12 protein-coding genes and 1 tRNA gene are annotated in these 14,775 nt (G+C 39.5%); 7 read left to right on the top strand and 6 right to left on the bottom strand.

The genetic code is table 11. The features are described from left to right. Positions 1-23 precede the first annotated feature (23 nt). From R2S10_RS20775 to R2S10_RS20785, 3 genes are read right to left on the bottom strand one after another with little or no spacing between them, the layout of a single operon-like run. A complete protein-coding gene (locus tag R2S10_RS20775) occupies positions 24-1,190 on the bottom strand; it encodes a TIGR03364 family FAD-dependent oxidoreductase (RefSeq protein WP_316842338.1) in 1,167 nt (388 codons plus the stop codon). 26 nt (positions 1,191-1,216) lie between these two features. Next, a complete protein-coding gene (locus R2S10_RS20780; RefSeq protein ID WP_316842339.1) occupies positions 1,217-2,554 on the bottom strand; it encodes a DUF5690 family protein in 1,338 nt (445 codons plus the stop codon). A 7-nt stretch (positions 2,555-2,561) separates the two neighbouring features. Then, positions 2,562-3,242 carry an HAD-IA family hydrolase gene (locus tag R2S10_RS20785; protein WP_316842340.1) on the bottom strand — a complete coding sequence of 227 codons (681 nt, stop codon included), beginning with the start codon at positions 3,240-3,242 and terminating at the stop codon, positions 2,562-2,564. A 141-nt stretch (positions 3,243-3,383) separates the two neighbouring features. Here R2S10_RS20785 and R2S10_RS20790 point away from each other — a divergent pair, with 141 nt between their 5' ends. Both R2S10_RS20790 and R2S10_RS20795 read left to right on the top strand, forming a co-directional pair. After that, the gene (locus R2S10_RS20790; RefSeq protein ID WP_316842341.1) at positions 3,384-3,860 is read left to right on the top strand and encodes a TspO/MBR family protein; all 477 of its coding nucleotides are present in this window, start codon (positions 3,384-3,386) and stop codon (positions 3,858-3,860) included. Between the two features lie 79 nt (positions 3,861-3,939). Then, on the top strand, positions 3,940-4,470 hold the full coding sequence (locus R2S10_RS20795) for a hypothetical protein (RefSeq protein WP_316842342.1): 531 nt from the start codon (positions 3,940-3,942) through the stop codon (positions 4,468-4,470). Positions 4,471-4,530: 60 nt separating this feature from the next. On the opposite strand, the gene R2S10_RS20800 is transcribed toward R2S10_RS20795, so the two are convergent. After that, positions 4,531-6,936: a BamA/TamA family outer membrane protein gene (locus R2S10_RS20800; protein WP_316842343.1), complete on the bottom strand. Its 2,406-nt coding sequence runs from the start codon at positions 6,934-6,936 to the stop codon at positions 4,531-4,533. Between R2S10_RS20800 and R2S10_RS20805 the strand changes: the two genes are divergently transcribed. The 3 genes from R2S10_RS20805 to R2S10_RS20815 all read left to right on the top strand — a co-directional run bounded on the left by R2S10_RS20805 (position 6,927) and on the right by R2S10_RS20815 (position 8,011). Continuing rightward, positions 6,927-7,676: an RNA methyltransferase gene (locus R2S10_RS20805; protein WP_316842344.1), complete on the top strand. Its 750-nt coding sequence runs from the start codon at positions 6,927-6,929 to the stop codon at positions 7,674-7,676. The genes R2S10_RS20800 and R2S10_RS20805 overlap by 10 nt on opposite strands. Before the next feature lie 50 nt (positions 7,677-7,726). Further along, positions 7,727-7,797: transfer RNA gene (locus R2S10_RS20810), tRNA-Cys, on the top strand. 37 nt (positions 7,798-7,834) lie between these two features. Next, positions 7,835-8,011 carry a hypothetical protein gene (locus R2S10_RS20815; RefSeq protein ID WP_062550053.1) on the top strand — a complete coding sequence of 59 codons (177 nt, stop codon included), beginning with the start codon at positions 7,835-7,837 and terminating at the stop codon, positions 8,009-8,011. Positions 8,012-8,414: 403 nt separating this feature from the next. On the opposite strand, the gene R2S10_RS20820 is transcribed toward R2S10_RS20815, so the two are convergent. Then, entirely contained in the window at positions 8,415-9,443 is a 1,029-nt protein-coding gene (locus tag R2S10_RS20820; RefSeq protein ID WP_316842345.1) for a quinone-dependent dihydroorotate dehydrogenase, read from the bottom strand. Between the two features lie 294 nt (positions 9,444-9,737). On the opposite strand from R2S10_RS20820, the gene R2S10_RS20825 reads away from it, so the two are divergent. Next, positions 9,738-11,654: an ABC-F family ATP-binding cassette domain-containing protein gene (locus R2S10_RS20825; RefSeq protein ID WP_316842346.1), complete on the top strand. Its 1,917-nt coding sequence runs from the start codon at positions 9,738-9,740 to the stop codon at positions 11,652-11,654. Then, entirely contained in the window at positions 11,654-12,922 is a 1,269-nt protein-coding gene (locus R2S10_RS20830) for a DUF5103 domain-containing protein (RefSeq protein WP_316842347.1), read from the top strand. Before R2S10_RS20825 ends, R2S10_RS20830 begins: the two co-directional genes overlap by 1 nt. Here R2S10_RS20830 and R2S10_RS20835 read toward each other — a convergent pair. After that, positions 12,912-14,396, bottom strand: a complete 1,485-nt coding sequence (locus tag R2S10_RS20835; protein WP_316842348.1) for an alpha-amylase — start codon at positions 14,394-14,396, stop codon at positions 12,912-12,914. The two genes, R2S10_RS20830 and R2S10_RS20835, sit on opposite strands and share 11 nt — an antisense overlap. Positions 14,397-14,775 lie beyond the last annotated feature (379 nt).

Raw genomic sequence — 14,775 nt, forward strand, 5'->3', positions numbered from 1 at the left:
TTTAAAAACCGTGAAGACAAGCTTTATTTCAGTCCCAAAATAGCCTTCATACTCGCTTCAGTATAGCCTGCGCTAGCGGTCATTCCTTTTCCACCGATACAGGTACGGATGTGAATACAATCTTCAATATTATATTCCAAAATACGTTCTGTAGGATGCTGAGGATAAAAACCTGCCCAGGTGGTACCCATATCGCGGAGGTTGAAGTTCACAATGCGCTCTCCTTCTTTTAACATCAGCTCATTGATGTGTTGTTTCACATTAAAACCGAGGTCATCAAAATGCGCAACATCTGCATATTCATGAGAATCACCGATGATAAAGCTTCCATCCACTGCTTTCTTGAAAAGTAAATGAATACCCCATTCTTTTAGTTCTTTATAATGATCAGGAGTGGTCAAATGCTTAAATGAAGGACAGCAATCCTCAAAACTTTCATACCTTCTTATGGTTAGACCGGTTAAGATATTCCCTTCCAAAGGCACTTCCGGCATAGGCACCGTACGCATCATTTGCAGTTTACTAATCACCTGTCCACTGGATGCGAACAATTCAGGGAATAACAGTTTAAACTCATAGCCATTACAAAGCACCGCTTTATCTGCCTGATAGGTACGATTGCCAGACAAACGAACTTCTACACCTGTCCCTGTTGGCGTACAATCAATCACTGGCGAGTTAACTAATAAAGTATATCCCTCAAATTTCGACTGCATAAACTCCTGCAAGCGGTAGATCATCAACGCTGGCTCTACGCTAACCTCTTGTTTAAAAAACAATCCTTCTTTGGCATAACTCGCTCTGATTGCCGGATACTTAGCCAAAACAGCTTCCTTTGTTAAAAGCTCCTGCTGATATCCCAAAGTATCATAATGTGCTTTCAGTTCATGGATCAGGTTTTGTTCTTCTTCATCGGAAGCAATGTAAACGCTACCATTATTACGAACAGAAATATCAAACTGCTGTTGAATTTCCTGGTAGATCTCTAATCCGCGGACACCATAATCAAACCATACTCCCGACATTCCAGAAGGAACCACCTGTCCGAAGTTACGTACCGTTGCGCCTACCGGATAATTATCTTTTTCCAATTGCAACACCTTTTTACCCAGCTTTAAAGCGTGGTAAGCATGGAAGGTTCCTAAAATCCCTCCTCCAATTACAATCAGGTCATAATGCTTTGTATTCATCTCAAATATTTTTATTGGTCTAAATCTTATTTTTCAGCCCCCTTAACATCTAATGCCAATGCAGAGAGGGTAATATTACTTTCTTTTTTCTTATTCTTTACACTTTTCTGGTGGAAATAGAGCAGCGAAACCATGCTACAACTCACACCTACTACTGCTGCAACGACAGCGCTTTGTCGGAAGAAATGGCCCCAACTGATCTCAGCATCACCAAATTCTTTGAAGAGCAAAATACTGACACTGCCCAGGTAGCCGATTGCATCTGAAACATACATGATAAAGCCAATATTGCTCTTGTAATGGAATGTAGCAATCATGCGTTCAAAAAAGATGGCATTGTATGGGATATAAGCCATGTAAAGCCCCATTCCTACCATACACATCCAGGCAATCGGACTGATGTAATGGGCATCAAACAGTAAAGTTGCCAATCCCGTGAGTGCGCATCCACCGATGATCATCCAGTGAATGATCACAAAGGCCTTCAGGTTGTTCTTTACAAGAATCAGGAAACCTACCATTGTCAATACGACCAAGGCGATAAAGCCGTCTATTTTCGCATAGATATGGTTATCGGTAACACCGAGGTCATGCCAGATTTCTACTTCAAAGTTATCCCTAAGGTCGCGGATTACCGTTAATACCACATAAATGACAATGGTTAAAACCACCCCGGGTAGGAAATTCAACAGAAATTTCTTCCGCTGACTGCCATTCATCGGCAAACGTTTGGTCCTTAAACGTTGATCTTCTTCGGTTGGTGGCGGCACCATTTCCAGGAAAGCGACAAATAAAAGCAAGGGAATGACAAACAATAAGCCGGTGCAGAAAGGCATCCAGTATTCATTAACTGGGAGCAAATCCATCACTGTTCTTGCCACAGTTTTAATAAATCCAGAAGCAAAAATGAGGCTTACGGACATCACAGCCCCCATAAACTCAGTGTTTCTTCTTCCTTCCAGGTAGCTAAAAACCAATCCCCAGATCATCCCTAAAGGAAAACCATTGATAAACAGGAAAGCAATGTTCCATGGCGCGGGGACGATGGCAAAACCCAATAATGAGAACCAGGAAATACCAATTAACTTTAGAATACTGCGACCTCTGTTTTTCCCGGAAGACTCCGAGATAAAACGAATGCCATAAAACTTACTAAATGTGTAACCCATTACCTGGGCAATCACCAGCCATACTTTATAATCAACCCCCAAATATTCATGCCCATCAAAAGTACCTGCTGTAAATGCTTTCCTGAAAGCATACATACTGGTATAACAGCCGAAAGCCGCTAAACCTGCCAGTATAGAGATATACAGGTATGACCAGCCGGCAACCTTGTTCCGGCAGTATTCTAACAGGTTCATACCGGGTTTACTGGCTGATAATTGTTAACACTTCAGAGATATCATCGATTACATGTGTGGGACGATATTTCAACAATTCCTCACGCGTAAAGGCGCCGGTAGTAATGCCGATGCTGTATTTACAACCGGTATTCAGACCTTCATTTATATCTACTTCGGTATCTCCAACTTTGACAACTTCCTGAGTATCGCGGATATTCAACGCTTCCATCATTTTATGGATCATATCAGGAAAAGGCCTTCCATTCGGCACATCATCACTTGCTACGAGCATATCGATGCGATCAGACCAGTTTAATCGGTCGACAATAATTTCTGCGATCTTTCTTGAAAAGCCGGTATCTAAACCAATCCTGATGCCCTGGGCTTTCAATTGAAGAAAAGTATCTTCTACATTTGGAAGGGGAAGTACCTCTTCAGAAGTTTGATAAAAATGAACCATTGCCGATACAAAGTCTTCGTGAATAGTTGAAATCAATGTTTCCGTAATCTCTTCTACACCATTGCCATGCTTCTCCAGCATCATTTTAATCGCCAAAGGCTTTTCATAACCCATCATTGGGTTGATCTCTTCTATGCTAACTTCATAACCATGAGCTTTCATTGCTTGTTGAAAGGCTAGTCCCACGTAATTCTTGTCTTTTACGGTGGTTCCTGCCATGTCGAATACTACTAATTTTACAGACATCTTTGAACATTTATATGTTCTGCAATACTAAACTTTGTTTATTAATGCTAAACAAAGTTATTGTTAAGTAATTGTTAGATTTCATTTACCTTCGTCAACGGAATCAAATCATTGAACTGACAGTACTCAAAAAACAAAAAGATGAAATTCAATCCTATTGCTTTTGTAATTAATCTGGCGATCCCCTTAGCAGCGGGTGCCCTTGGAAGCATGCTCACCCTAACTTCTGTAAAAACATGGTACCCTACCCTGGCTAAACCTTCTTTTAATCCACCAGATGGCATCTTCCCACCGGTATGGACCTGCATTTTCATCCTGATGGGCGTTTCAGCGTACCTGGTATGGCAAAAACGCGCAGAGATTGTTCATTTCCCAAGAACTGTAGCGGTTTATGCCATTCAACTGGTTTTAAATCTGATGTGGTCTTTCTTGTTTTTTTATGCGAAATCTTTAGGCGCTGCCTTATTTGAAATTGTGTTCCTGCTGATTGTTATTGTCATCAATGGACTGATGTTTTATAAAATCGACAAGACTGCAGGTTTATTGTTCATTCCATATTTCCTATGGGTATGTTTTGCAACCGTACTGACTTACAGCATCTTTTCACTGAACGGTTAATTTATCGGCGGATCTACAAAAAACATATCCGCTTTTACTACATTTGAAAATATTAATATCATCAATGATTTTTAGCGCAATGAAACGATTATCCTTAGTACTCTTGCTATTTATGGCCTGCACTTCTGTCTTTGCTCAACATGCAGACATCAATAACTTTATTGTAAAAGAAAGCTTATTGAAAAACAGCAAACTGGCCATTATCGCGGCGGATTCTCTGAACAATCCGATAGAGAAAATCAATGGGATATATACTTTTACAGTGAGTGGCTTTACACAGCCGATTACCTTTAATGACGGTATCGCGGTCTTGCCATTACAACTGGAAAGGTCTGCTTTCGTATACCTGAAACATCAGAATGACAAGGGTACACATAGTAAATTGCTCTATGTATACAAAAAAGACGGCACCTTAAATCCCTATACCATCAGCAGCTTATGGCTGGTTTTATTTCCATTAATTCTGGTATTTCTAGCATTTGCTTTCAGGAAGTTTATCATTATAGCGGTGATCCTATTGCTGGTTTTCTTTTACTTCAACCACAGCAATGGCTTAAGCGCTTCCACCTTCTTTGAGACCATTTTTGATGGATTAAAGAAAATGTTTTAGTCGCCAAAAACCCATCCTATCAGAAAGAAACGACTCTGTTAGGATGGAACCAATCAGGATTTAGAAGGGCATTCCTATACCAAAATTATACTGCACGAAACGGTACCTATCCGGAGTATTCATTGCGTCATATTCAGCTCTAAAAGCCTTTCCACCACTTAAGAATTTATTGATGACCCATTGCTCTGATCCAGTAAACTGTGGATCTTTCAGCTTAAGTCCTACATCAAAACGGAATACAAAATACTGTACATCGTAACGGAAGCCCATCCCCGTACCTATAGCAATCTGTTTGCCCAGGTTTTTCAGTTTAAATACACCTACAGAACTTGTATCACTAGTCTTAGAAATGTTCCAGACATTTCCCATATCTACAAATACAGCCCCTTTCAGTTTACCGCCAAAGAACTTATTGACCAGCTTGAAACGATATTCCAAATTTGCCTCCAAATGCATATCACCAAGCTGATCCAGACCATAAAGGGTTCTACGTAGCTCTTCAGTATTCAATGCCTTTCCACGGTTATAGTCTCCCGGACCTAAAGTCCTGGCCTGCCATGCCCTCACTCCAGAAGAACCACCTGCAAAGAACAATTTCTCAAATGGCATGTCCACGGAATTCCCATATGCATAACCCACTCCAAGATTTAACCGGGCTACGAATTGCTTATCCAGTCCTAATCCCTTATACCACCTGACATCGATCTCCGGGCGCACATATTGATTAAATGGAACGCCTAAAATATTACCGAACTCATCATTGCTCGGATTCGTCTTAATTCCTGAAAGTTTCGTAACCGCCTGCAGCATATTTCCTGCTATATCTATATTTCCACGGAAATAAACAAAATCATCACCTGTCAGCAATTTATTCGCATTTAAGGAATAGGCATATTTGATCCCAAGGGTGATGCTCTTTCTTGTCAGCAATTTGATGGTATACGCGTTATTATTCACCAGGTCCTTAATATTCTGAGCCGTATCCTTTGCATTGAATAGCAAGTCACCAAATCTATACTCAAAATTTAATGGTGTTACGGAATGAAGCTTAGATTTTGTTTCTACAAATTCATAGGTAACGGAATTTAAAAACACCCTTCTGATAAAGAAATCCTTTTGTAATGCATACACATAACTGGTTGAGAATACCGTATGTGGTATTCCACCCTTTCCAGTGATGTATTTAGCAAAAAAGGGAACCATCAGACGGGGTACTCCAAGACTGGCACTTACCGAAAAATCACGTTGGTAAATGTCGCTAAAAATAGAACCTCCCTGACCTATCCTGGATTGCAAACCACCCTTAACCTGAAACTCAAAACGTTCAGCACCTCTAAACAGGTTATTATTACTATAGGTATTACTCAAGGTAAACCCAACTGTACCTCCATTAAAAGGCACCTCTCCTTCTACCCGATTGCTCATGATCTTTTGGGGGATCAGCTGGATGAAAGGATTGACACTATTGCTGCTATCTTTCGCTTTTTGGTAATCGATTTTAACATTCTTAAATACGTTCAAATCGTACAACCGGTCGAAGGTCAAGCTTTCATTTCTAATGTCGTACTGCTCTCCATGACGAAGGAAATTATAACGGACAATAGGGTTTCTTCTGAATTTTTTAGAGAGATCAGTATACCTCAATCCCTTAAAAATCCTTTTATTTAAAGTCACAGAATCGGGATAACCATCTGAATTGGGTGCAATAATCACATTTATTTCGCCAATATTATATTTTTGATGATGAGTTTTATCGATTGGATTATCAATCAAAAGCGTCACTTTTGCTCTATTATCATTACTATTCGAATCTACCACAAACCTTACATAAGGTTTCGCGAAATCATAATATCCATTCTGCTTCATTACCTGATAGATCTGATCTCTTTCAAAAGAAAGTGAATCATCATCAAAGCGCATTCCTTCTTTTACATGTGTAGCCAGATCCCCTCTCGATAAGTAAAGTTGCTTAACTGCTGAATCCGGAATCTGATAAGTAAACTTAGATATTTTAAAAGCTGGCCCTGTGTTTGCCACAAAAGTTACCTCGGCTTTCTTGTCTTTTACTTTAATATCAGACTTTACCTTGGCATTGAAATAACCCTTACTTTTTAGATATTTCTCAATTTGGTCACGGGAAATATCTACAATCGCACTGTCCAAAATTGGCGGCGGACTTCCCAGAGGTTTGATGTTATTGGTTTTATAATGACCGTCCTTGGTATTGAACATATTATAAAGCAACACATTGATTCCTAGCTTTGATGTAGGACGAATATCCTTCTGAATGAAGTTATAGGCCTCCTCTTCAAAAGCTTTATCTATACTGTCAATTTTTACTTTCTTAACGATGGATTGGTAGGGTTCGATGTACTTTGTTGAAGAACATCCTGCCACAAAAACAATAATAAGTAGTAATATTGCAAGAAACTGGACATTCTTTTTATAATTATAGTATGCTTTCAAAATCTCAAATAGGTTTTATTAAATCGTTACATCAAAAAAAGTACCGTAAAGAAAATGGGATATTTATTATTGAAGGTATAAAATCTATTGCAGAATTTATTCAATCTTCCTACCAGGTTCACAGCATCTATTATCTGGCTCAATATCAGTCTCTCCTCCCTGAATTACCCACAAATATAAAGTTATTTGAAGTAAACAGTACGGAACTGGATAAGATTAGTACGCTACAAACCCCACAAGGGATCCTGGCATTGGTTCATTTGCCTAAAAACCCGGTACTGGATACAAAACAGCTCAAAAACAACTTTTCTTTAGTCCTTGATGGTATACAGGACCCTGGTAATCTGGGTACAATCATCCGTACTGCGGATTGGTTTGGCTTTAAACAGATCATTTGTTCCCCGAATACGGTAGAAGTTTATAATCCGAAGACGGTCCAAGCCACAATGGGTTCCTTGAGCAGGATGGATATTTACTACCAGGACCTCGCTCCACTACTATCTGCCCCTCCTGTTCCGGTATTTGGAGCAGTATTAGATGGCAAAAGTATGTATGATGTGAATTGGGGAACTGAAGGATTGGTTATTTTAGGAAACGAAGGCCAGGGGATTTCTCCTGAAATTATGGATTTAATCACGGTACCTGTCACAATTCCGAGGATTGGCGGAGCAGAATCTTTAAACGTAGCAGTTTGTGCTGCAATACTATGCGCAGATATCAGCAGAAATTTTCAAAAATAAATTGCATACTTAGATTTAATTGCTACTTTTGCATTCTAAATTTTTAGAAAGGTCGAGTGGCCGAGTGGCTAGGCAGAGGTCTGCAAAACCTCCTACAGCGGTTCGAATCCGCTCTCGACCTCAGATTTACAATAAATAAAAAAATAAAGGGTTACACCATGGCAGTTACTAGATTAAAAAGAAAAGACAGAAGAAATAAGACTTTCGCTAAATTAGATGTGAAAAACTTAAAATTAGCGACTAACATTGAGTTAGGTAGCCGTTCTAAACAGTCTACTACAGATCAATTGGCTAAAAACAATGCTGTTTTAGACAAACTTACTGCTAGAGCATAAGTTACTGTTTCAAGAAATAAAGAAAGACTTTAGGATATTCCTAAGGTCTTTTTTTTGTGCTATGATTTTTTAGTTTTTCGTTGTTACGGAACCTTAATTAAACCCGGGATTAGTTGTTATGCAGCTTTTTTTTCATTAGTCTCTGGTTTCATCGGGCTTTCATTATACCAGTCTCCCCCTGCTCTTCACAAAATCAGCAAATCTATTCTAATGCTGGAATCTTTGCCCGGAAGAGGCAAACCTTCCTAGGCCCACTCACAGACTCGCTGATTTTCTTCAATGTCCCTTACTGCAGCTTAGTTAGCCCTCAAATTATTAGGCATAAAAAAAACAGCAATGAAATCAATTCATTGCTGTTTTTTTGTGGTCGTTTAAGACCTTATTTTAAAGTCGAAACAATCGTTTAAACGAGTTCTTTACATATTCTTTTCACAATACCCGGACCTTCATAAATAAAGCCTGTATAAAGCTGTACTAATGACGCACCGGCTTCCAGCTTATCTTTAGCATCCTGTGGAGAATGAATTCCTCCTACCCCGATAATAGGGAATGCTTTTTTCGATTTTGTAGAGATATACCTGATGACCTCTGTTGAACGTGTAGTCAGGGGCTTTCCACTTAAACCACCAGCTTCAGCTTTCAGTTCTGCCGGACTATTCAATCCGCTTTTATCAATCGTAGTATTGGTTGCGATGACACCAGCAATACCTGTTTCTAAAACGATCTCAACAATATCATCCAGTTGTTCATTAGTCAAGTCAGGAGCAATTTTCAATAGGATTGGCCTTTGTAAACTATGGGTCAGGTTTCTTTGTTGTAAGGTATTCAATAGATTCATCAGCGGTGCTTTCTCCTGCAACTCTCTTAAGCCGGGAGTATTTGGAGAACTTACATTCACTACAAAATAGTCTACCACATCAAACAGACGATCAAAGCATTTGATGTAATCGCTTACTGCATCTTCGTTTGGTGTATTCTTGTTCTTCCCGATGTTACCGCCAATTACAATGCTTTTATCTTTAGCTTTCAACAGTCTTAATCGCTCTGCAAGCGTATCCACCCCTTTGTTATTGAAGCCCATACGATTAATGATCGCGGAGTCATCCTGCAAGCGAAACATACGTGGTGCATCATTTCCAGGTTGTGGTAAAGGAGTTACTGTACCTACTTCTATAAAGCCGAAACCAAGATTGCTCAATGCTTCAATATATTCTCCGTTTTTATCAAAACCAGCTGCTAGTCCAACGGGATTTCTAAATTTAATTCCGAAGACTTCGCGTTCCAGTCCTTTGATATTGACATCAAAGCTGCTGCGTAAAATTGTTTTCCCCATTGGGAAGTGATCATTGAACCATTTTAACTGTTTCACCACAAAATGGTGTACTTTTTCTGGATCAAACTGGAAAAATAAAGGCTTAATTAGACGGTACATGTAACGAATATAGAAACGTTTTGATATAGGACAAAGGGCGGTATGCTATTGTATACTGAGACACAACATCTTCCCTCCCAAAAACGCAAAAATACATAGTAATGTTAACAATGCAGTAACAATAGCTATAAAATTCATTGCCCATAAAACCATCTATTTTCTATTGGCATCCGGAAAAACGCGTAAATCCCCTCAGAACACGCATTTACACCTTGCTATCTTCCGAAAATAAAATACAATTCGATCAAATTATATGCAATTGGAAAGCAAACAAAATCGTATTTTTGCAGGCAAATGATTTCAATAAACGACTTAACATTCCTGATAGGCTCCAGAGCTTTATACGACGAGGCAAACTGGCACATTAAACCAGGCGAAAGAATTGGATTAATCGGAGCCAACGGAACCGGTAAATCTACACTTCTAAAAATAATAGTTGGCGAGTATGGCCCTTCTTCAGGCAGTATTTCCATGTCGAAAGACCTGAAAATAGGTTACCTGAACCAGGATTTACTTTCTTACGATTCACACCATACCATTTTACACGTAGCGATGGAGGCCTTTGAGCGCCAAAATCAATTACATGATGAGATAGAAGAACTCCTAAAAAAGATAGAAACAGATTACTCGGAAGAAGTATTGAACAAACTGAGCGATAAGCAACAGGAGTTTGAAGCTTTAGACGGATATAGCATAGAATACAGAGCAAATGAAATCCTTGCAGGTCTTGGTTTCAGCACTGAAGATCAGCACAGACCATTAAACACCTTCTCCGGAGGTTGGAGAATGAGGGTAATGCTGGCTAAGATTCTTTTGCAAACTCCAGACATTCTATTGCTGGATGAGCCTACCAACCACATGGATTTACCTTCCATCAAATGGTTAGAGACTTATTTATTGAGTTTTGAAGGTGCCATTGTGATCGTTTCTCACGATAGGTATTTCTTAGATAAAGTAGTAAACCGTATCGTAGAATCCCGCAAAGGAAAATTAACTCCTTATGCAGGTAACTATACCTTCTATCTGGAAGAAAAATCCCTTCGTGGAGAGATCCAAAAGGGAGAGTTTAAAAACCAACAGGCAAAAATCAAGCAGGAAGAGCGTTTGATCGAGCGTTTCCGTGCCAAAGCTTCTAAAGCGAAAATGGCGCAATCAAGGATGAAAGCCCTGGATAAAATGGAGCGTGTGGAAGATGTTGATGATGACAATCCAACAGTAAACTTCCAGTTCAAGTTCTCTAAACCTTCAGGACGTCACGTGATCCGCGTGGAAGAAGCTTACAAAAGCTATCCAAACATAGATATCTTACACAATGCAGATGGTTTAATTGAGAAAGGTGATAAAATCGCTTTAATCGGTGCCAACGGTAAAGGTAAATCGACCTTATTACGTATCATCGCAGGTGCAGAAGAGTTCGAAGGTAAATGTGAAATTGGTCACAATGTAACGACTACTTTCTTTGCACAGCATCAGCTGGAATCTTTACACCTGGAAAACACGATCCTTGAAGAATTGCAGGCATTCGCCCCTAAGCATACCGATACGGAATTACGTGGAATTTTAGGATGTTTCCTTTTCACAGGTGATGATGTATTCAAGAAAATCCGTGTATTATCCGGAGGTGAGAAATCAAGGGTAGCATTGGCCAAATCTTTAACTACTGACTCTAACTTCCTGATTCTGGATGAGCCTACGAATCACCTGGACATTCAATCTGTGAATATCCTGATTCAAGCTTTAACACAATATGAAGGTACTTTTATTGCAGTATCCCATGATAGGTATTTCTTAGATAACGTAGCCAATAAAATCTGGTTCATCGAAGATCAGGACATCAAAGAATATCCAGGAACATATGCAGAATACGAAGAATGGAATTCAAAAAGAGTTCCTTCTGCCCCATCAAACATTCCAGTTAGACCAGATAAAGAGGTAAAACCTAAAGCAGCAGTGGTAGAAAAATCTGCTCCAAATGCACAACAGCAATTAAAAAAACTGAATGAGCAACTGAAAAAGATTGAATCAGAGATTGCTGAATTTGAAAAAAGTGTGAAAGCTATTGAAGCACAAATCGCTGATGAAGCCGTATATTCAAATATAGGAAAACTGGCTGAAGCCAATAAGAGCTATACTGATGCCAAACATCAGCTGGACAATGCCCAGAATAAATGGGAAGAACTGGCTTCCGATATTATGGAATTAGAAGGATAATGATAAAACTAAGCGGATTGTTTTTCGTGATGTTGTTTAGTATGCAAATTGCTGTGGCTCAGGACCAGCAATTTGTATACGATAACAAAGTATATTTACCGGAAATCCGGACCGTACAATGTTATAACACACAAAAAGAACAATCGCTACCAGTCATCACCCTGAATTCAAATGAGCTTTTATACTTCTCTTTTGACAACTTAAACGGAGGGACTAAAATCTACACTTATACCGTAGAACATTGCAATTCCGATTGGAAACCTTCCCGTCTCTCTCCATTAGATTACTTGCAAGGACTATCCGAAGACCGCATTACTGAATACAAATATTCTTTTGGAACCCTGCAACAATACACCAATTACTCTCTTACTTTACCGAATTACCAGATTAAGCCTAAGATTTCCGGAAATTACTTACTAAAAGTATATGAAGATGGAAATCTTCAGAAACCTGTAGTTTCTCAGCGCTTTTATGTGGTAGATAAACAGGTAGCTATCGGCGTAAATATTACGGTAAGTCCGCAGGTAGATTTACGTAGAACTCACCAGAAGGTGGATTTCACCATTTCTCATAGCAACCCCATTCAAAACCCTTCCTTAGATTTAAAAGCCGTGGTGATGCAGAATGGCATTCCACAAACCGCTTCCTGGAATAAGAATCCTACGTTTGTAAGACCAGGTTCTTTGGTTTATAATGATGTAAATAACAATGATTTTCCGGGGGGAAACGAGTTTAGAAAATTTGATATGCGTAGTTTCCGTTATAAATCGGAAAACGTACAGGAAATTATCAGAGATACGATCAACAAAGTGATCCTATTTACCGACCTGAATGGTAATGCAGCCAAATTCACGGACCGCTTTGATGAAAACGGCAACTTTTTCATTAGAAATCAGGATGGCCGTGATGCAAACACCGACAGTGATTATGCACGTGTTTATTTTAGCTTAAATGCGGCAGCTCCTACTACTGCAGGCGATGCTTATGTTGTTGGTCGTTTCAACAATTACATCCTTAATGAGGCTAGTAAACTAAGTTATGATGCTGCCCGTAAACGATTTTACACCAGCATTCCACTGAAACAAGGACTGTATGACTATAAATATGTTTGGCTGGATAAACAAACTGGCAAAACAGATCTGACTGTTTTTGAAGGTTCTTTCTTTGAAACGGAAAACACCTATCAGGTATATGTTTACTACCGAAAACCAGGTTCCCGCTGGGAAGAACTGATTGGTTTTGTAAATGTAAACACGACTAAACGATAGTCCAGACCGACACACTTTCTGCATTACAGAAAAACTCAGCCCATCCTTTTTCATCAATAGTGATCTTTTCATTTCTATTGCCCATTGCATCAATCATTGTTTTACCGACATTTTCAAGTCCCATTTCCATTGCCTTGAATCCTTCCTCCCCGTTACTCATGATCACGGCAATACCAGAATTTACTTTCTCAGCAATGCCAGCTCTGGTCCAGCCGATACAATTTGGAAAATCAAGATAATCGCGTTGCAAGCCATAGGACAACTCTTTTCGGATATGGATCATTTCTGGCAATTTGGCTAATGGGACCAAACTTACCTCCACCATTTCCTCTTCTTTGTCTTCATCTTTATACGTTGCGCCATATAAATCAGGATAAAATATACATGGTATTCCGTCTTCCCTTAATAGAATCAAGGCATAGGCCAATGGTCGAAACCAGAATTCCACATAAGACTCCAGCGCTTGTAAAGGTTGAGAATCATGATTATCCACGAAAGTAACCGTATACAAGGGTTGTAGCTGCACTAAAGTCCCCTCAAAAATCTTAGACAGGTCGTACTGCTCTTTTTCTGCTCCTGCTATGAAAAGATTATGATGAAGTAAAGAGTCGAACAACTGCATCCTCCCTTTTGTGATTTCCAGGTATTGCTCCAGTTCAAATACATTGTCAATATTCCAGTTTTCTGCTACGACAAAAAACTGTGTCTGGAAAGTCTCATTCATATGATCCAGCCATTCGATCAGGAAATCTGTAGCAATGTGTTTTACCGCATCCAGGCGGAATCCTTTCATCCCGCAATTGTTCACATACCATTCGCCCCATCGTTTCAATTCTTCCCGCACCGCAGGATTCCTAAATTCAATGTCATTATACATCAGGTAATCGTAATTGCCCAGCTCCTTGGAAGGCACCTCTTCCCAGCCTTCACCGTATATATTTTGGATGGAATAAATCCCAGTCTCCTTTAAATCTTCTGCCCAGTCTATTCCGCTAAAACAGTCTTTATCCCAGATAAACTGAGAATATTGACCCGCTCTACCTTTAAAATTGAATTTAGTCCAGGCCTCAATCTCAAAGGGCTCAGAAGTAAATTCTTCTCTATCTTCTGGGTTGACAGACCTTACCATCACCTTTTCAAGCTCATCCCCTCCTGCTTTATGGTTAAAAACAATATCTGCAATGACAATCAGTCCATTTTCCTGAAGAATTTTGATGGCATTCTGATACTCCTCCTTTGTTCCATATTTGGTAGCAAGGGTATCCTTCTGATCAAATTCACCAAGGTCATAGAGATCATATGGGTCATAACCTACAGAAGATGCCCCGGAATTCGCCTTATAGGCTGGTGGCAACCAAATCCCTGTAATCCCCATTTCAGCAAGGTTTTCAGCCTCCTTCGCGGCTTTAATCCATAATTTATCGGCTTCATTATAATACCAGTGGAAGAACTGCAACAGCGTTTGATTGTCCATATTTTAGGATAACATCAGTAATGTTCATTTGTTTAACATAAACCATACCCACTCTTATTTGCAATGCTTGTAGATGGCCAGTAGATCTCTAAATCAGCGGTATACCTATAGGGCTTTGCTAGGGATCTAAGAAGCTCCTACAGGCCTTGATCAAGGCTAAAAGGCCTATACATCCTTTAGCAAAGGCCTACTAAATCTCGATCGATTATGCTAAAATTAAGGCTTCCAATGGATCCCATTTTAAGAAGCAATCAAATACATTGGATTGTTCCCTATTCTTCTGGTTTAAATCCAGGTTTTGAGACTGGATTTCCTGTATCAATTTAGGTGGTTTTCAGCGCTAAAACAGCCAAATCATTCTGATTCCTCGCCATGTATG

The sequence above is a fragment of the Pedobacter gandavensis genome, assembly GCF_032678745.1.
Lineage (GTDB): Bacteria > Bacteroidota > Bacteroidia > Sphingobacteriales > Sphingobacteriaceae > Pedobacter > Pedobacter gandavensis_C.

Excerpts from the sequence above, each read along its gene's own strand:
- R2S10_RS20790 (WP_316842341.1), top strand. The coding sequence starts at position 3,384 with ATGAAATTCAATCCTATTGCTTTTGTAATTAATCTGGCGATCCCCTTA.
- R2S10_RS20815 (WP_062550053.1), top strand. The coding sequence starts at position 7,835 with ATGGCAGTTACTAGATTAAAAAGAAAAGACAGAAGAAATAAGACTTTC.
- R2S10_RS20775 (WP_316842338.1), bottom strand. The coding sequence starts at position 1,190 with ATGAATACAAAGCATTATGACCTGATTGTAATTGGAGGAGGGATTTTA.
- R2S10_RS20785 (WP_316842340.1), bottom strand. The coding sequence starts at position 3,242 with ATGTCTGTAAAATTAGTAGTATTCGACATGGCAGGAACCACCGTAAAA.
- R2S10_RS20805 (WP_316842344.1), top strand. The coding sequence starts at position 6,927 with ATGCTTTCAAAATCTCAAATAGGTTTTATTAAATCGTTACATCAAAAA.
- R2S10_RS20780 (WP_316842339.1), bottom strand. The coding sequence starts at position 2,554 with ATGAACCTGTTAGAATACTGCCGGAACAAGGTTGCCGGCTGGTCATAC.
- R2S10_RS20820 (WP_316842345.1), bottom strand. The coding sequence starts at position 9,443 with ATGTACCGTCTAATTAAGCCTTTATTTTTCCAGTTTGATCCAGAAAAA.
- R2S10_RS20830 (WP_316842347.1), top strand. The coding sequence starts at position 11,654 with ATGATAAAACTAAGCGGATTGTTTTTCGTGATGTTGTTTAGTATGCAA.
- R2S10_RS20825 (WP_316842346.1), top strand. The coding sequence starts at position 9,738 with ATGATTTCAATAAACGACTTAACATTCCTGATAGGCTCCAGAGCTTTA.
- R2S10_RS20795 (WP_316842342.1), top strand. The coding sequence starts at position 3,940 with ATGAAACGATTATCCTTAGTACTCTTGCTATTTATGGCCTGCACTTCT.
- R2S10_RS20835 (WP_316842348.1), bottom strand. The coding sequence starts at position 14,396 with ATGGACAATCAAACGCTGTTGCAGTTCTTCCACTGGTATTATAATGAA.